The following is an 18,044-nucleotide window of genomic DNA, read 5'->3' as shown; positions in this document are numbered from 1 at the left end:
ATGAACAATACGGACCTGGTTTTTCAGAGTTATGGCCGATGTTGCCGCAAAGATGAATTCTTCGTGGATTTCTACGACTTCTTCATGTCCAGTTCTGACGCCATTCGCAACCGCTTTGTCGACACCGACATGGCCGCCCAGCGCCACCTGCTCCGTAACGGCGTAATGCAGATTATCCTGGTTGCCCGGGGTATGTCGGACCGCAAACTGCGGGACCTGGGCGAAAGCCATAACCGCAGCAACTACAACATCAAACCGGAATGGTACGACCTGTGGGAGCAATCCCTGCTGAAAACCGTGCGGGCCCACGACCCAGAGTGGACCCCCGAGTTACAGCAAGCCTGGCGTGAAGTACTGAAGCCGGGTATCGACCTGATTCGCGGCGCTTACTGATTTACTGTAAGGCTGACAGTCCAGATAGATTGGAAGCGATCTTGATTCCTGTCAGCCTTATCGTCACACTTTTTCTCTATACTTCCCTTCCGTATTACTCATCTGATCAAGGACGACATATGGCCGGTAAAAGCGCCAAAACTGCCTCCAAACTCCTGCTGGCACTGCTGATTGTGGCTGTGATAGCGGCTGCTGTCTGGTACCTGATGCCGAACGGCGACGAACTCCCCGAGCACATTGCTTCCGGCAACGGCCGTATTGAAGCCACCGAAGTGGATATCGCCACCCGCATACCCGGGCGCCTTGAATCCTTCGAGGTGCGTGAAGGTGATATGGTAGAAGCCGGCCAGCTGCTGGCGGTGATGGACACCGACGAGCTCAAGGCCCGTGCGGCGGCTGCCGAAGCCAACCTGCACCAGGCCGAACAGGCCCGGCTGCTGGCTGAAGCCATCGTCGTGCAGCGGGAAAGCGAGCAGCGCTATGCCCGTGCCGAACTCGCCCGTATTGAAACCCTGGTCGACCGGGGCCATGCCTCCCGGGAGCAGCTGGACCGCACCCGCACGGCGGCAGAAACCGCCGGGGCTGCCCTGCAGGCGGCCCGGGTACAGGTGGCTTCGGCCGATGCCGGCATTGAATCGGCCCGGGCTGTCATCCGGCAAATCCAGACCAACATCGACGACAGCCAGCTTTCCACTCCGGTGGGTGGCCGTGTGCTATACCGGCTGGCGGAACCCGGTGAGGTACTGGCTGGCGGCGGCAAGGTGGCCACAGTGCTGGATGTGACCGACGTCTACATGACCATCTTCCTGCCCACGGCCCAGGCCGGCAAAGTGCGGGTAGGCTCGGAAGCACGCATCATCCTGGATGCCCTGCCGGATTACGTGGTGCCGGCGGAGGTCAGCTTTGTGGCGGCAGAAGCCCAGTTCACCCCCAAATCGGTGGAAACCCGCAGCGAGCGGGAGAAGCTGATGTTCCGGGTACGCATCCGCATCAATCCGGACCTGCTCAAAGCTTACCGGGACCGGGTAAAAACCGGTGTGCCGGGCGAAGCCTATGTGCGGCTGGATGAAAGCCTGCCCTGGCCCGATAGCCTGAAGGCGAGCCTGCCCAATGACTGACACCGTAGCCCGGCTGGAAGGAATCAGCCACCGCTACGGGGAAACCGCTGCGCTGTGCGACATTACGCTGGATTTCCCCGCTGGCTGCATGGTTGGCCTGATCGGCCCGGACGGGGTGGGTAAATCCACCCTGCTGGGGCTGATTGCCGGGGCTCGTGAATTACAGCAGGGTCGACTGCAGGTGCTGGGCGGCGACATGGCCAGCCACCGGTTTCGCAACCAGGCGGCCCCGCGCATTGCCTATATGCCCCAGGGCCTGGGTGGCAACCTGTACCACACCCTGACGGTGGACGAGAACATTGCCTTCTTTGCCGATCTGTTCGGCCTCACTGGCGCCTCGCGCCGGCAGCAGATCGACCGCCTGCTGGATGCCACCGGCCTGCTGGCCTTCCGGGACCGCCCCGCCGGCAAACTGTCTGGCGGTATGAAACAGAAACTGGGCCTGTGCTGCGCACTTATCCACAACCCGGACCTGCTGATTCTGGACGAGCCCACCACCGGCGTAGACCCGCTCTCCCGCAAACGCTTCTGGGACCTGATCGACAACATCCGCAGACAAAGCGCCGGCATGAGCGTGCTGGTAGCCACCGCCTACATGGAAGAAGCCGAACGCTACGACTGGCTGGTGGCCATGGACGCCGGCAAAGTGCTGGCTACCGGCTCCCCCGCCGAGCTGCGCCAGCAAACCGGCACCGATAACCTGGACGATGCCTTTATCGCCCTGCTGCCGGACAGCCGCCGGGAGCAGGAGCTGGGCGTGCCGGTATCGGCACAAGCGGCAGCTTCGCCCACTCCCGAAAACAGCACTCCGGCCATCGTGGCGGAGAACCTGACCCTGAAATTCGGCAGCTTTACCGCGGTCAAAGACGTCAGCTTTACCATCCCGAAAGGCGAGATCTTCGGTTTTCTGGGCTCCAACGGCTGCGGCAAAACCACCACCATGAAAATGCTCACCGGCCTGCTGACGCCTACGGAGGGCAATGTGGCGTTATTCGGCGAGCCGCTGGATGCCAAAGACCTGGCCACCCGCCGCAAGGTGGGCTACATGTCTCAGTCGTTCTCCCTGTACGGCGAGCTGACCGTGCGCCAGAACCTGGACCTGCACGCCCGGCTGTTCCACCTGCCGGAGGCAAAAATTGCCGGGCGCATCAGCAGCCTGGCCGGGGAATTCGGCCTGGAAGAGGTGCTGGACCACCAGGCCGGCGCACTGCCGCTGGGGGTGCGCCAGCGATTGTCTTTAGCGGTGGCGGTGGTGCACGAGCCGGAACTGCTGATTCTGGATGAACCCACCTCCGGTGTAGATCCCGGCGCCCGTAACCGGTTCTGGCAGCTGCTGATGCGGCTGTCCCGGGAAGACGGGGTGACCATCTTTATCTCCACCCACTTCATGAACGAAGGCGAGCGCTGCGACCGCATTTCGTTGATGCACGCCGGTGAAGTACTGGCCTGTGACACGCCCCAAGCACTGATCGAACAAACCGGCAGCGACAGCCTGGAAGGCGCCTTCATGACCACCCTGGAAGCGGTGGACAAGGAACCGGAAAGCCAGACCAGCGGCACACTGCTGAATAAAGAGGGCGGCCAGCCGGAACGCCCCAGGGCCTTCAGCCCGCAACGGCTGCTGGCCTACGGCCGGCGCGAAGCCCGGGAACTGCTGCGGGACCCGATCCGCATGGCCTTTGCCTTTATCGGCTCGGCCCTGCTGATGCTGATTCTGGGCTACGGCATCACCATGGATGTAGAAGACCTGCCCTTTGCGGTGCTGGACCGGGACCAGACGCCCCAGAGCCGGGATTACATCGCGGCGATCTCCGGCTCCCGCTATTTTGTCGAGCAACCGGCGCTGTCGACGGCGGAGGAGCTGGAGCGGCGCATGCGCTCCGGGGAGCTGAGCCTGGCTATCGAGATTCCTTCCGGCTTTGGCCGGGATATGAAACGGGGCCGCGACACCGAGCTGGCGGTGTGGGTGGATGGCGCCATGCCGTTCCGGGGCGAAACCATCCTCGGCTACGTACAGGGCATGCACATCAGCTACCTGAGCGAACAGGCCCGGCAGGCGTGGGGCGAAGTACCCACGTTGAGCCTGGTCAGCCTGGAAGACCGCTACCGCTACAACCAGGATTTCCGCAGCCTGGATGCCATGGTGCCGGCGGTGATTCCGATCCTGCTCATCTTCATCCCGGCCATACTGATGGCCCTGGGCATTGTCCGGGAGAAAGAACTGGGTTCCATCACCAACCTGTACGTCACCCCGGTCACCCGGCTGGAATTTCTGCTGGGCAAGCAGTTGCCCTACATCGCCTTCAGCATGGTGAGCTACGCCAGCCTGGTATTGCTGGCGGTGTACCTGTTTGATGTGCCCCTGAAGGGCGGCCTGCTTACCCTCACCTTTGGCGCTTTGCTGTTTGTCACCGCCACCACCGCCCTGGGCCAGGTGATGTCCACCTTTGCCTCCACCCAGATTGCCGCCCTGGCGGCCACGGCCATACTCACCATTCTGCCCACCGTGCAGTTTTCCGGCCTGACCGAACCAGTGTCGTCCCTGAGCGGTGCCGGCGCCTGGATCGGCCCCTTCTGGCCGGCCACCTGGTTTTTGCAGATCAGCCGGGGCGTGTTCACCAAGGGTTTGACTCTGGCCGACATGCAGGGCGCGTTTCTGGCGCTGGCGGCGTTTATTCCGGTGCTGACCGGCCTGGCTATGGTACTGCTACGGAAACAGGGGCGCTGATGATGGAATCTCTCGGTAACATCTGGCACCTGGGCATCAAGGAACTGCGCAGCCTGTGGCAGGACAAGGTGTTGATGGTGTTCGTGCTGGTGGCCTTCACCCTGATGATCTACACCGCAGGTTCTGCCGGTTCCATGGAGCTGCACAACGCCCCGGTGGCGGTGGTGGATGAAGACCAGACCGTGCTCTCCGGCCGGGTCATCAATGCCCTGCAGCAGCCCTGGTTTCTGCCGCCAGACATGGTGCGCTATGACCAGATAGACGACTTGCTGGACAAGGGCAGCCACACCTTCGCCCTGGTAATCCCGGAAGGCTTCGAGCGCAAGGTGCGCCAGGGCCAGCCGGTAAGCCTGCAGCTGAACATAGACGCCACCCGCATGAGCCAGGCTTTTATCGGCACCAGCTACATAGAACGCTTCGCCATGACCGAAGTGGCGGAGTTCCTGCAGCCGGGCAGTTCCACCGACGGCCTGCCGGTGACGTTGGTGACCCGCGCCAGTTTCAACCCCAACCTGGATGGCACCTGGTTTGGTGGTGTGATGGAGCTGATCACCCAGGTGACCCTGATCAGCATCATCCTGACCGGCGCAGCGCTGATTCGCGAGCGCGAACACGGCACCGTGGAGCACCTGATGGTGATGCCGCTGCGGCCGTTCGAGATTATGGCGTCCAAGGTGTGGGCCAACGGCCTGGTGGTGCTGCTGGCGGCGTCTGTGTCGATCACCCTGGTGATTCAGGGCTGGCTGAACGTACCCATTGCCGGCTCGGTGTGGCTGTTCCTGCTGGGGGCGCTCATTCACCTGTTCTCCACCACCGCCATCGGCATCCTGATCGGCACCGTGGCCCGCACCATGCCCCAGTTCGGTCTGCTGCTGATCCTCACCATCCTGCCCTTGCAGCTGCTGTCTGGCGGCATCACCCCAAGGGAAAGCATGCCGGACCTGGTGCAGAACATCATGCTGGCCGCCCCCACTACCCACTTCGTGAGCATGGCCCAGGCCATTCTGTACCGGGGTGCCGGGCTGGAGGTGGTGTGGCCGCAAATGCTGGCGCTGGTGGCCATTGGCGGAGTGTTTTTCTCAAGCGCACTGGCGCTGTTCCGGCGCCATCTGTCGGTGTGAGGCTATAAAAACGTAGGGAATGAGGTAGGCAATGGGGCCGACAGCATGTGCCTGGCCCCGTTGCCGGCGGCTGATCAGCCGAAGTGATAGAACGCCAGCTTGTTGCCGTCCGGATCGCGCACGTAAGCGCCGTAGAACTGGTTCGGAATACGCTGGCCCGGTTCGCCGTCACAGGTAGCGCCCAGGTCGATGGCCTTCTTGTAGAACTTATCCACAGCTTCCTTGGACCCCGGTTGAATGGCCAGCATGTTGCCGTTGCCCGGATGGTTGGGCTCGCCGTTGAACGGGGTGCAGACTGCCAGCATCGGCTTGGCCATGCTCTCGCCAATGAACGCAATGCGTTCCATGTCCAGCAGCACCTTGCCGCCGAGCTCGCCCAGCAGGTCGCTGTAGAACTGCTTCGCACGGTTCATATCGCTGACGCCGATGGTTACGTATCCGATCATATTCGACTCCTTGGTTGGTTAACGCTGGGTATACGAGCGCCACAGCGTTTTGGAGCTTAACACCCGCATGGGGATCTTTGCTTGCCGCTTTGCTATGGTTGGCACCAGATTCTTCCAGCCCGGAGCCTTGCCGCATGAAACCGATAACACTCCTGCTTTCCGCCCTGATCCTGCTCTCCGGCTGCACCGGCCTGCCCAAAGGCATTGAACCGGTCACCGGCTTCGACAAAGATCGCTACCTGGGCACCTGGTATGAAATCGCCCGCCTGGACCACTCCTTCGAGGAAGGCCTGAGTAAGGTGACTGCCGAATACACCCTGAACGACGACGGCAGCATCAAAGTGATCAACCGGGGCTACAACGCCGAGGAAAGCGAATGGCAAGAAGCCGAAGGCCGGGCAAAGTTTGTGGGCGACAGCGACGTGGGCCACCTGAAAGTCTCTTTCTTCGGGCCTTTCTACGGCTCTTACGTAGTGTTCGGGCTGGATGAGGACTACTCCACCGCCTACCTGACTGGCTATAACCGGGATTACCTGTGGCTGATGTCGCGCACGCCGGAGGTGAGTGATGAGGTGCTGGAGGCGTTTAAGGCGCGGGCTGAGGCTGAGGGGTTTGAGCTTGGGGAGTTGATTGTGGTGGAGCAATCGCACTAACGCAGTAAGAAGATGACCATTTTCGTAGAACCACGAAAATGGTCTAGTCAGTGTAGACGCTGCAACGCAAAGTCCAGAACCGTCCTCTGATCCTCATAGTCAACTAGCTCTATGCCTTCACCTTCAAGCGCCTGCAAGGTTTCTTCAAATGCTTCATGGCGGTGGTCACCGGCTTTTGCATCCTCAGGCCCCTTCACAGGAAACAGAACTGGGCCATGGAGTAACTGGCGCTTACGCAGCAGTTCAACTTTCAGTCGCCAGTGTCCACCGTGCTCCATAATGGCTGTGGAGTCAGCCTGACCCAGAAACAATGGTTTTATCACCCGCACTGCCCTCTGGTCCTGCTCTTCTACAAACGGGAAGGAAACACCGTAAACCTTGTCCTGAACTTTTCGTTTTTGATAGCGTTTGCCAAGGTTCTCCTGATCCAGAAGGCGTTTGATGCCTTTCTCCATGAGCTGTTCCTGATACTCCTTGGTCACGAAGTTGCGGCCAACGTAGTAGTCGTAGAGTGCGGCGAGTGTTTCTGTTGGATTCTCCGTCAGAATGGCCCTTTGCTCGCTAAAGCGGACAATGGTCTCACGGGGGCGGATGATTTCTTCGAAAATGCCCTTATGGAAGCCGTACTCGAGATTTGCATTGGCGGTTACTACAACACCTTCCTGCAGAAGCCTCTCGATTCGGTGAAGTTCAGCATCCAGATCAGCCATGGCCTTCAGGTAGACCTGTTTATCCAGCTCTTCGAAGAATTGGGTAATTCTCCCGTACTTACGTCGTAGGAGTTTGAACAACAGGGTTTTCTGCTTAGGTATCCATAGCAAAACGCCGACGTTAGCGAACTCGCCGGTTTCGAGGTACGGCATGAATCGCACAATGGCGTAGTTACAAGCAAACCTAGTCATTTCCAGTTCCAGAAGTCATCGCTCAGGCAACGTAACAGATGCGTTTTAAGTTCTTCGGTGCTCAGACCCACTTCAATCGTCATTTCAGGATCGATATATAACCACTCTTCTGGCAACCCGGCAACGATCGAATCCCAGTGGTCGAGTGCTTTGGCCATTTTGTCAGTGTAGATCTGGCGCTCAACCAAGTCATCCGCAATGTCCGTAGACACATCATGGAAGATGTGGTCACGAAAAAAGGTTTCTGCAGTAACCTCGGGGTCGAAGGCCTGGTTGTGATCGATAACGACCAGTTCCCGCTTGCCGGGTTCCCAGAACAGGTTCGGATTTCCACCGTTCTCGGAAAAGCACCGGTCGCCGTTTCCAATCCACCAGTCAAAACACAGAAGGGCTTTTCTGACCTCTAGCGGAACCTCTCGAATCTGGGGAATGGTTATTTCCGTGAGGCGTTTCTCTATAGAGCCAAATGCTGGCCCAACTCCCAGATCTCTTGCATGGCCAGGAGGCAGTATCTCCAGAATTTCTTCTGGCACGTTCACAATTCTGAATGGCGCAACGGGTATACCGAAGAGCTGTGCCAGGTTACCCGAAACCCATTCTTTGATCTGACTGTCCCTGCCTGCGCCAATGCCTTTTACAAAGTAGAAGTTGTCATCGTCGCCCCGGCAGATAAAGGGTTCGGTCATCCCGTGCTCCGAACGGCGGATAACTTCTACGATTTCAACGGTGGATGAGGCCTTGGTCACAGAGGGTATTGTCCTTTCCCCATGTTCCATGACGCTGAAAGCGCCGTGGTTTTCCATAAACAGAAAAGCCCCAAGGGCTCGGCACACTCTCGGGATAGTTGAGGGAGGCTTACTGCCAAGGGGCTGATGTGCTTTGAAGTCTGATATGGTGGGTTTGGGTTGTCAAACCCCTTTGATCTGTATACTACCCATCAATAACACCAACAAACTCCCCAACCACCCGATATTGAAGAGCTTCTTCGTCCGTCAAGAGAAGGGGCCGAAAACTACTGTCGTAAGAGTTGGGCTTCAGTTGAATGTGGGTGTGGCGCCAGCCGTATTTGTCTTCAGTCTTAAAGCTTTCGTAGACCTTCACTGTGTAGCGTGACTCTGAGTCGGCATCAATGCTGTCCATACTCTCCACCAGAACCGTCTTGCCGTTTCGGGAACCACCAGGGTCAGTCCGAAACAGGCACAGGGCACCATTGGGAATAACCCGATTCATGGATTCGCCGATCACCCGGCAGGCAAACATGTCTTCGCGGACCCGGACTCCGTCGGGAACTGCGACCCAGTCTGGGTGCTGGGTAGGGTCAAGGTCGGTGACATCACTGAGTGCTCCGAAATCCCCCGCAGCCGCCTGCAGGTCAAACAGCGGCACGGCGTTCACATAAGGTTTCAACTCCACCACGTTGGTGGCTTCAGGCTTTTCGACGTGAGCAGCATGAACCGGAATGTGCTGTTTCAGATATTCGCGCAGTGTATCGTCACAAGCGTAGACAAAGGTGCCGCGGATGCCGCGCAGCATGATGGTTCGGTAGATGTTGATGATGTATTGCTTCAGCTCTTCCGGGTCTTTGATGCCCTGACCGCCGGTGCGGTCGTGATAGTTATCCTTTTCGATGACTATGGACTGGCTTTCCGGGTCGTACCGGATCTCCTCTCCGAAGATAATCCCCGCGTAGTTCAGGTCATAGCCCTGCGTGGTATGAATGCAGCCGACTTCCCGGTGTGAGCCATCCTTGTTGATCCAGTCGGTATTAGTGCTGTTCCAGCGGAGCTGAACATCGTCGATCACGATGTCGTAGGCCTCACTATCCTTCTTCGAGGCCCAGGGCCAGGAGTAACCGGCGATCAGCCGTGACAGCCCGACCTGCTCCTCCTTTTCGTTGATGGTACGGACCAGGTCCTTGAGGGAGTCGAACACCTCAAACTCGTAGTTCTTGGCGGTGAACACCACTCCGTCATCAACACGGCCGTTCAGTAACTTATCCACAAACTCCACATAGGGCTGCCCGGCCTTGACCCGGAACTGGGAGAGTAATCGGTGAGTCACTGAACCCTTGGCAGCTTTCAGGCGCTGAAACACCTCAACATTGGCGTCAGACGGTTTGATGGACTGGCCTTCGTCGTAGAAAAAGATCGCCTTGTCCGCCTGCTGGCACACCCAGTCCACTTCGCTGCAGGTGTGCTTGTCCATGCCCAGCGCGGTACAGGCCTTGTCGAAACTGCCGAAGTAAGCACCCAGGTTCTTGCGTTTGCGCAAGCGGTGGGACTCGTCCACCAGCACAATATCGTAGCGTTGTCTGGTCAGCTCAGACGGGCTGATGACCATGTCGGGGCTGAGCCCGGCAACATGCCTGAAGGCTTTCTTCAGGGTGGTTCGGAACGAGGTCATGGGCACCACCAATGCCATTTTCGGTTTTGGTATGAGGGCCTTGAGCGACGAGAGCAAAGAGTGGATTTCGGCCTCTTCCTCGGAGAATTCCCTCAGATTGACCTGGTGTTCTTCCGAATGCAGCAGCTTGAACAGAAAGATCGCCAGCACGGATTTGCCGGTGCCGGCTCCACCTTCCACCACGATGTTCTTCACACCGGGGTTGAGCAGCTCGTGCATGATGGTGAGCAGACCCTGGCGCTGATCGAAGGACAGGGATTTGTAGGGGGAGTATTTGAAGACATCGGAGTTATCAAGGTGGTCCAGGGTGCGGGACACAACCCCCTTGGCAATCAACCGGTTCCAGACTTCCCGGAATACCTCTTCATACAGGGCACCGCGCTGGTAATAGTTGTGGTCAGCCAGCCCCAGGTTGCCATTGAGCAGGGTGTACTTGCCATCGGCGGCCATGTACTTGATCAGCAGGGATTCCACATCCAGGGTGGCGGATTTGTTGAAGTACTCGCTGGTGATCAGGTGAACCGCAGTCAGCAGCTGCTTTTCGTCATGCTTGAGGTGGGTGCTCATGCGGGTGAGCGTGTCGGTGGTTTCGCCGATGTAGGCGCGCCGGCGCTTTTCGTCACTGAGTACGTAAACCAGGGGCCAGTTGCCCGCGGCAAAAGCATTATCGCGCAGGTCGTTCAGGGCATCCCGGCTGAAGGGGTAGCGCTGAATCTCCACCATCGGCGAATGGCTCATAGCTCGGTGTACTTCTTCGCGGTTCCCCTGGCTTTGCTGACCGGGTATTTCTTTTCGTTCAGGGCAATCTTGTCGAGAACAATCTGTTCCACGTCCAGCTCATAGCTGTCTGCCAGCAGCAACGCATAGGCAATTACGTCGGCTAGTTCTTCCTTCACCTTGCTGACATCGGCCTGGTCCGGAGATTTCCACAGGAACAGCTCCAGCAGTTCCGACGCCTCGATACTCAGGGCCAGTGACAGGTCCTTCGGGTTGTGGAATTGTTTCCAGTCTCTGTCATCCCGGAACTGACGTAGCCGGGCGATCGCCTCATTCATCAAAATACCCCTTTAATCATGAGCAGATTTACTAAGGATACAGAAATTCATGGGCTTGGGGTGTAAGAACCCGGAATGAAACAGCGTTGGAAAACTAAAACAGGAAAAGACAAAACAAGGAGGGAAAATGGTCGGCGTGAGAGGATTCGAACCTCCGACCCCTTCGTCCCGAACGAAGTGCGCTACCAAGCTGCGCTACACGCCGATCAACGGCCGGTATTATACGGATTGCCGGCCGTTTTACTACCCCCATCCGTGGGGAAATTTATCCGTATAACTGCGGAGCCGCCCTTCAGCCTGCGGTTGGCAGCAGGGAGATGTCGGCTACCCGCAGGAACAGGTTGCGCAGGCGGTTCAGCAGGGCCAGGCGGTTGTTGCGCACGGCCTCGTCGTCTGCCATCACCATGACTTCGTCAAAGAAGGTGTCTACCGGCTCGCGCAGGCTGGCCAGGGAGGTCAGCGCGCTGGCGTAGTCGCCCTGTTCGAACAGCGGCAGTACTTTCTGCGCCTGCTCTTCTACCCTGGCGGCCAGGTTCTTTTCGGCGGCATCCTGCAGCAGTGAGTTGTCCACAGCCTCGCCGATGCTGTCGCCACCCTGCTTGGTGAGGATGTTGGACACCCGCTTGTTGGCGCCGGCCAGGGCCTGGGCTTCCGGCAGCTGGCGGAAGGCTTCCACGGCTTTTACCCGGCGGTCAAAGTCCAGCGGGCGGGTCGGGCGGCGGGCGTGTACGGCCAGGTACACTTCGGCGCCAATGCCCTGCTCGTCGTAATGGGCGCGGAAGCGGTCAAGCATGTAGTCCACTACGGTGCTGGCGGTGTTGTTCTCGGTCAGCACGGTGAAGTTCTGCTCGGCCCACTCGCACACGGTCTGCAGGTCCAGCGGCAGCTGACGCTCGATGATGATGCGCAGCACACCCAGGGAAGCCCGGCGCAGGGCGAACGGGTCACGGGTGCCGGACGGCGGCTGGTTGATGCCGAACAGGCCTACCAGCGAGTCGATACGGTCAGCGATGGCCACGGCACAACCGGTCAGGGTAGTGGGCAGGTCGTCGCCGGCGAAGCGCGGCATGTACTGCTCGTTCAGGGCCTTGGCGACGTCTTCGTGCTCACCATCGTTGGCAGCGTAGTACTGGCCCATGATGCCCTGAAGGTCGGTGAACTCCAGCACCATTTCGGTCACCAGGTCGGTCTTGGCCAACATGGCGGCACGTTCGGCCAGGGCCGGGTCGCTGTTGATGGCCTCGGCGATCTTCTTCGCCAGGGCTGCTACCCGCACAGATTTGTCGTAAATGCTGCCGAGCTTGTCCTGGAACACGATGGGCTTGAGGGCCTCGATACGGTCTTCCAGCCTGGTCTTGCGGTCGGTCTCGTAGAAGAAGGCGGCATCCGACAGGCGCGGGCGGATCACTTTCTCGTTACCGGAGATCACCTGTGAAGGGTCTTTACTTTCCAGGTTGGCCACGGTGATGAATAGCGGCAGCATGTTGCCGCTGGCATCCACCACGTGGAAGTACTTCTGGTGCTCCTTCATGGAAGAGATCAGCGCTTCGGCCGGGACTTCCAGGAAGCGGTCTTCAAAGCGGCCCATCAGCGGTACCGGCCACTCGTTCAGCGCGGTGACTTCGTCCAGCAGGTCTTCGTCGATCACGGCCTTGCCGTTGGCTTCTTTCTCGGCCAAGGCGTTGACGCCGGCACGGATCTGCTCGCGGCGCTCGGCGAAGTCCGCCAGTACGTAGCCTTCCTGCTTCAGCACCACTTCGTAGTCGGCCGGGGTCGGTACAATCAGCTCTTTCGGGCAGTGGAACCGGTGGCCGCGGGTTTTGTTGCCGGGCTTCAGGTTCATCACCGGCGTTTCAATCACGGTGTTGCCGTAAAGCTGCACCAGCCAGTGCACCGGGCGTACGAATTCGGTTTTGCCGGCACCCCAGCGCATGCGCTTGGGAATGGGCAGTGCGGCCAGGGATTTCTCCACCAGCTCGGGCATCAGTTCGACGGTGGGCTTGCCCTTTTCGACGGTGCGATACACCAGCCAGGCGCCCTTGTCGGTTTCCAGGGTGTCGAGCTGGTCCGGGGTAATGCCCAGGGAGGTGGCAAAGCCAGTCAGCGCCCGGGTGGGGTTGCCGGAGTCGTCGAAGGCGGCTTTTACGGCCGGGCCGCGCTTTTCGACCGCCTTGTCAGGCTGGGCATCGGCCAGGTTACGGATGCGCACGGCCAGGCGGCGGGGGGCCGCGAAGCTTTCCACGGCACCGAATTCTACGCCGGCTTCTTCCAGGCCTTTGACAATGCCCTGGGTGAAGGCGTCAGACAGTGGCTTGAGGGCTTTCGGAGGCAGTTCCTCGGTACCCAGTTCGACCAGAAAATCCTGTTTTGCCATGATTATGCGTTCCCCTGTTCCTGCGGTGCCTTGTTGGCTTTCTTGCCCTTCTTGCTGGCCTTGGCGTCGGCGGCTTCAGCGGCAGCCAGTACTTCCTTGCGGAGATGCTCTGGAGCCAGCGGGAAGCCCAGCTTGCGGCGGCTTTCGAAGTAGGCCTGGGCGACTGAACGTGCCAGGGTGCGTACACGCAGGATGAAACGCTGGCGCTCGGTCACGGAAATGGCGTGGCGGGCATCCAGCAGGTTGAAAGTGTGGGAGGCCTTGAGTACCTGCTCGTAGGCGGGCAGCGGCAGGCCGGCTTCGATCAGGCGGGCGCTTTCCCGCTCGTACACATCGAAGCTGTGGAACAGGAACTCGGTGTCGGCGTGCTCGAAGTTGTAGGTGGACATCTCCACCTCTTGCTGGTGGAACACGTCGCCGTAGGTAACCACGCCATCCGGGCCGTTGGTCCAGACCAGGTCGTACACGCTGTCCACGCCCTGGATGTACATGGCGATGCGCTCAAGGCCGTAGGTCAGCTCGCCGGTGACGGGATAGCATTCCAGGCCGCCCACTTGCTGGAAGTAGGTAAACTGGGTGACTTCCATGCCGTTCAGCCAGATTTCCCAGCCCAGGCCCCAGGCGCCCAGTGTCGGGGATTCCCAGTTGTCTTCGACAAAGCGGATGTCGTGCACCAGCGGGTCCAGGCCCAGGGCGCGCAGTGAATCCAGATACAGCTCCTGGATGTTGTCCGGTGACGGCTTAAGCACTACCTGGAATTGGTAGTAATGCTGCAGGCGGTTCGGGTTTTCGCCGTAGCGGCCGTCGGTGGGGCGGCGGCTGGGCTGAACGTAGGCGGAGTTCCAGGTTTCCGGGCCGATGGAGCGCAGGAAAGTGGCCGGGTGGAAAGTACCGGCGCCCACTTCCATGTCGAGGGGCTGGAGAACCACGCAGCCGTGCTGCGCCCAGAAATTCTGCAATGCCAGGATCAGACCCTGGAAGGTCTTGATATCCGGCGCGGAGTTGTTGGTTGCCTTGTCTGTCACGACGTTTGCCTGCTGGTCAGTCTGTGTGTGGCGCCCCGCTTTGCGGAGCACTCCGAAAAATGAAAACGCGCATTATACGCTGGCTGGCGCTGCATTTCTAAGTGCCAGCCAGGGTGTTGTTTTGTCTGGGGTCAATCAGAAGAAGGTGAGGCCCACCTGGAACAGTTTTTCGACATCCCGGATGCGGGATTTGTCCACCAGGAACAGGATCACGTGGTCGTCCGGCTGCACCCGCAGGTGGTCGTGGGCGATCAGCACTTCGTTATGGCGCACGATGGCCCCGATGGTGGTGCCCGGCGGCAGGTGGATTTCATCCAGCCGCTTGCCCACCACCTTGGAGGACCGGTGATCGCCATGGGCAATCGCTTCGATGGCCTCGGCCGCGCCCCGGCGCAGTGAGTGAACATTTACTACGTCGCCACGGCGCACGTGGGTGAGCAGGCTGCCGATGGTGGTCTGCTGGGGAGAAATCGCCACGTCGATGTCGCCGCCCTGGATCAGGTCTACGTAGTCCGGGTTGTTGATCAGGGTCAGTACCTTGCGGGCACCCAGGCGCTTGGCCAGCAACGACGCCATGATGTTGGCTTCGTCGTCGTTGGTAACGGCACAGAATACATCGGTGCTTTCGATGTTTTCTTCCAGAAGGATGTCCTTGTTGGCGGCATTGCCTTCCAGCACCACGGTTTTCTGCAGACGCTCGGACAGCATCACACAGCGTTCGTGGTCCCGCTCCAGGATCTTGACCTGGTAGCGGCTTTCCAGGGTGTTGGCCAGGCGGTAGCCGATGTTGCCGCCACCACAGATAAAGATGCGCTTGTAGGGTTTGGACAGCGGCTGCAGTTCGCTCATCACCGAGCGGATGTGGTCGGCGGCGGCAATGAAGAACACCTCGTCGCCGTCTTCGATCACCGTGTCGCCCTGGGGCATGATGGCGCGGTCTTTGCGGAAGATGGCCGCTACCCGGGTGTCGATCTTGGGCATGTGGGTACGCAGGTAAGACAGCTCCCGCCCGACCAGCGGGCCACCCTGGGTCGCCCGAATGGCCACCAGCCGTGCCAGGCCCTTGGAGAACTCCAGCACCTGTAGGGTGCCGGGATATTCGATCAGCCGGGTTATGTGCTGGGTCACCAGGTGTTCCGGGCTGATCAGTACATCAATCGGGAAGCCCCGCAAACGGTCCAGTTCTTTTTCGGTATCCCGGTTATAGAACAGTTCCTGCTTGCCCAGATACGCCCCGGCCCGCACGCGGCAGATGGTGGTGGGGGTCTTGTACAGCAGCTTGGTGACCTGGCAGGCCACCATATTGGTTTCATCGCTGTTGGTGACCGCAATCACCATGTCGGCGTCTTCGGCGCCGGCATCTTTCAGGATGGTGGGGTACGAGGCCCGGCCGTGCATGGTGCGGATATCCAGCCGGTCCTGCAGTTCCCGCAGGCGCACGCTGTCGTTGTCCACCACGGTGATGTCGTTGGCTTCGTTGGCCAGGTTTTCAGCGAGGGTGCCGCCCACCTGGCCGGCGCCGAGAATCAGGATTTTCATGCGTCAGGTTTCTCCAGCACGGCATAGAAAAAGCCGTCGTGGCTGTCCGGGGCTGGTAGCAGCTGGCGCCCGGTGTCCATGTCGCGGCCCCAGTCGGCATTGATCTGAACCAGCGTTGCCTGTTCCTGCTGCTTGAGGAATCGCTGGATTATACGGTGGTTCTCCTGGGGAAACACCGAACAGGTGGCATACACCAGCCGGCCACCCGGTTTCAGGATAGACCACATGGCCTCGAGCAGGCCAAGCTGGATACTGGCCAGGGGCACAATGTCGGACTCCCGGCGCAGCAGTTTGATGTCCGGGTGCCGGCGGATCACGCCGGTGGCGCTGCAGGGTACGTCCAGCAGGATGCGGTCGAACGGGGTGCCATCCCACCAGCTGTCGATATCGGCGGCATCCGCCTGTTTCAGGGTGGCGTGCAGGTCGAGCCGGTCGAGGTTTTCCTGCACCCGGGGCAGGCGCTCGGCGGATTCGTCGATGGCGACCACTTCATCCAGTTCGCCACAGGCTTCCAGGATGGCGCAGGTCTTGCCGCCGGGAGCAGCGCAGGCATCCAGTACCCGCTGGCCCGGTTGCAGGTCCAGCATGGTGGTACACAGCTGGGCGGCTTCGTCCTGGACGCTGGCGCCGCCGTCTTCGAACCAGGGCAGGCGCTCGACCGGTACCGGGCGTTCCAGCTGAATGCCGTGGGGGGCGAAACGGGTTGGCCTGGCCTCGATACCGGCCTCGGCCAGCAAATCCAGGTATTCCTCACGGCGGAAACGCAGGGCATTGACCCGCAGGGTCATGGGGGCCTGGGTGTTGTTGGCGTCCAGAATGGCCTGCCAGTCTTCCGGCCAGTTGTGGCGCAGCTTTTCCACCATCCACACCGGGTGGCTGTAGCGGCTGCTGTCGTCGTTCGGCTCCGGCGCCCCTTCCCTTTCGGCCGCCCGCAGTACGCCGTTGACCAGCCCGGTCAGGTGGGGCTTGTCCAGCGCCCGGCAGGCTTCCACGGTTTCGTTCAGCACCGCGTAGGTGGCTTGTTCGCTGAATCGCAGCTGGAATAAGGCCACCAGCATCAGGTGGTGAACAACCCGGTCCGGCTTGCGCAGGGGCTTTTTCAGGCGCTGGTTCAGCTCGCCGTCAAGCCGGTGAAACCAGCGGCAGGTGCCGTAGCAGATGGCTTGCAGCTGGGGCCGTTGCTCCGGCGGTAACTGGTTCAGGGCAGGCGGCAGGCATTGTGTCAGTGACTGGCCGTTTTCCACCGCCAGCAACACGTTGGCGGCGACGGCGCGAAATGGCAGGGGCTGGTAGGCCATGGTCAGTTCAGCTCCTGGCCGGGCAACAGGACCTGCTTGCCGCCGTTGATCAGGTCGTTGATGCTCTGGGCTTTGCTGCCCGGCAACTGGACCGAGGTGATTTTCAGGCTGCCGGTGCCGCAGGCCACGTCAACGCCGTCCCGCTCCCGGCTCAGTACCGTGCCGGGGGCTTTGCCGCTGCCCTGCTCCAGCGCAGATGCCCGGTGAATGCGGATGCGTTGTTCGCCCAGGTCGGTAAAGGTGCCGGGCCAGGGGTTGAAGGCGCGGATCAGTCGTTCGATGTCGGTGGCGCTGCGGCTCCAGTCGATGTGGCCTTCTTCCTTGGACAGCTTATGGGCGTAGTTGGCGTCGGCATCGTCCTGGGGCTCTCCGGTCAGCTCCCCTTGTGCCAGCCGGGCCAGTGCGTCCACGATGGCTTCGCCGCCCATGTCGGCAAGTCGGTCGTGCAGGCTGCCGCCGGTGTCGTCGGCGTTTATAGGAGTGCTCACTTTCAGCAGCATGGCACCGGTGTCCAGGCCTTCATCCATCTGCATGATGGTAATACCGGATTCGGCATCGCCGGCGGCGATGGCCCGCTGGATCGGGGCGGCACCGCGCCAGCGTGGCAACAGGGAGGCGTGGATGTTCAGGCAACCGTGGGCCGGGATCTCCAGCACCGCCTTGGGCAGAATCAGGCCATAGGCGGCGACGATCATCACATCCGGTTGCAGTGCCGCCAGCTCCTGTTGGGCCTCTTCGGGCTTCAGGCTGACCGGCTGGAACACGGGAATGCCGGCATCCAGCGCCACTTGTTTGACCGGGCTGGGCATGAGTTTGCGGCCACGGCCAGCAGGGCGGTCGGGCTGGCTGTATACGCCCACCACATTATGGCCGGCTTCCAGCAGGGCCTTCAGGGCAATGGCGGCAAAATCCGGTGTTCCGGCAAAAACAATGCGCACGGTGGTTGCTTCTCTGTGTCGTTGATACGAAAAAACCGGGTCGTAACCCGG

Annotated in this window: 15 protein-coding genes and 1 tRNA gene; 5 read left to right on the top strand and 11 right to left on the bottom strand. The window is 60.2% G+C overall.

The window, feature by feature from the left end; translation table 11 throughout:
• From B2589_RS06950 to B2589_RS06935, 4 genes are all read left to right on the top strand, one after another.
• Positions 1-393: a globin domain-containing protein gene (locus B2589_RS06950; RefSeq protein WP_286816041.1), complete on the top strand. Its 393-nt coding sequence runs from the start codon at positions 1-3 to the stop codon at positions 391-393.
• 119 nt (positions 394-512) lie between these two features.
• A complete protein-coding gene (locus B2589_RS06945) occupies positions 513-1,511 on the top strand; it encodes an HlyD family secretion protein (protein ID WP_286816040.1) in 999 nt (332 codons plus the stop codon).
• Positions 1,504-4,239 carry a ribosome-associated ATPase/putative transporter RbbA gene (gene rbbA / locus B2589_RS06940; RefSeq protein ID WP_286816039.1) on the top strand — a complete coding sequence of 912 codons (2,736 nt, stop codon included), beginning with the start codon at positions 1,504-1,506 and terminating at the stop codon, positions 4,237-4,239. Before B2589_RS06945 ends, rbbA begins: the two co-directional genes overlap by 8 nt.
• A 2-nt stretch (positions 4,240-4,241) precedes the next feature.
• Positions 4,242-5,360 (top strand): ABC transporter permease, encoded by a 1,119-nt coding sequence (locus B2589_RS06935; RefSeq protein ID WP_199457901.1) that lies wholly within the window; start codon positions 4,242-4,244, stop codon positions 5,358-5,360.
• A gap of 74 nt (positions 5,361-5,434) precedes the next feature.
• On the opposite strand, the gene B2589_RS06930 is transcribed toward B2589_RS06935, so the two are convergent.
• A complete protein-coding gene (locus B2589_RS06930) occupies positions 5,435-5,806 on the bottom strand; it encodes a VOC family protein (RefSeq protein ID WP_199457688.1) in 372 nt (123 codons plus the stop codon).
• A gap of 134 nt (positions 5,807-5,940) precedes the next feature.
• Here B2589_RS06930 and B2589_RS06925 point away from each other — a divergent pair, with 134 nt between their 5' ends.
• Positions 5,941-6,459, top strand: coding sequence for a lipocalin family protein (locus B2589_RS06925; protein WP_286816037.1), 519 nt, complete (start codon positions 5,941-5,943; stop codon positions 6,457-6,459).
• A gap of 47 nt (positions 6,460-6,506) precedes the next feature.
• On the opposite strand, the gene B2589_RS06920 is transcribed toward B2589_RS06925, so the two are convergent.
• The 10 genes from B2589_RS06920 to fmt all read right to left on the bottom strand — a co-directional run bounded on the left by B2589_RS06920 (position 6,507) and on the right by fmt (position 17,993).
• Positions 6,507-7,361, bottom strand: a complete 855-nt coding sequence (locus B2589_RS06920) for a DUF3037 domain-containing protein (protein WP_286816036.1) — start codon at positions 7,359-7,361, stop codon at positions 6,507-6,509.
• On the bottom strand, positions 7,358-8,107 hold the full coding sequence (locus B2589_RS06915) for a HipA family kinase (RefSeq protein WP_286816035.1): 750 nt from the start codon (positions 8,105-8,107) through the stop codon (positions 7,358-7,360). Before B2589_RS06915 ends, B2589_RS06920 begins: the two co-directional genes overlap by 4 nt.
• Positions 8,108-8,291: 184 nt before the next feature.
• Complete coding sequence (locus B2589_RS06910) at positions 8,292-10,502, bottom strand: DUF2075 domain-containing protein (protein WP_286816034.1); 2,211 nt, start codon at positions 10,500-10,502, stop codon at positions 8,292-8,294.
• Entirely contained in the window at positions 10,499-10,819 is a 321-nt protein-coding gene (locus tag B2589_RS06905) for a nucleotide pyrophosphohydrolase (protein ID WP_232901969.1), read from the bottom strand. The genes B2589_RS06910 and B2589_RS06905 overlap by 4 nt, the downstream gene beginning before the upstream one ends.
• A gap of 128 nt (positions 10,820-10,947) precedes the next feature.
• Positions 10,948-11,024: transfer RNA gene (locus B2589_RS06900), tRNA-Pro, on the bottom strand.
• Positions 11,025-11,111: 87 nt separating this feature from the next.
• Positions 11,112-13,193, bottom strand: coding sequence for a glycine--tRNA ligase subunit beta (glyS, locus tag B2589_RS06895; protein ID WP_286816033.1), 2,082 nt, complete (start codon positions 13,191-13,193; stop codon positions 11,112-11,114).
• A gap of 2 nt (positions 13,194-13,195) precedes the next feature.
• Entirely contained in the window at positions 13,196-14,218 is a 1,023-nt protein-coding gene (glyQ, locus tag B2589_RS06890) for a glycine--tRNA ligase subunit alpha (RefSeq protein WP_022990430.1), read from the bottom strand.
• Between the two features lie 135 nt (positions 14,219-14,353).
• Positions 14,354-15,757, bottom strand: coding sequence for a Trk system potassium transporter TrkA (trkA, locus tag B2589_RS06885; protein ID WP_058342203.1), 1,404 nt, complete (start codon positions 15,755-15,757; stop codon positions 14,354-14,356).
• A complete protein-coding gene (gene rsmB, locus B2589_RS06880) occupies positions 15,754-17,055 on the bottom strand; it encodes a 16S rRNA (cytosine(967)-C(5))-methyltransferase RsmB (protein WP_286816031.1) in 1,302 nt (433 codons plus the stop codon). Before rsmB ends, trkA begins: the two co-directional genes overlap by 4 nt.
• A gap of 2 nt (positions 17,056-17,057) precedes the next feature.
• On the bottom strand, positions 17,058-17,993 hold the full coding sequence (gene fmt, locus B2589_RS06875) for a methionyl-tRNA formyltransferase (RefSeq protein ID WP_286816030.1): 936 nt from the start codon (positions 17,991-17,993) through the stop codon (positions 17,058-17,060).
• Positions 17,994-18,044 lie beyond the last annotated feature (51 nt).

This window comes from Marinobacter sp. UBA3607, from assembly GCF_002375525.1.
Lineage (GTDB): Bacteria > Pseudomonadota > Gammaproteobacteria > Pseudomonadales > Oleiphilaceae > Marinobacter > Marinobacter vinifirmus.
This window is presented reverse-complemented; position numbering and strand designations above follow the sequence as displayed.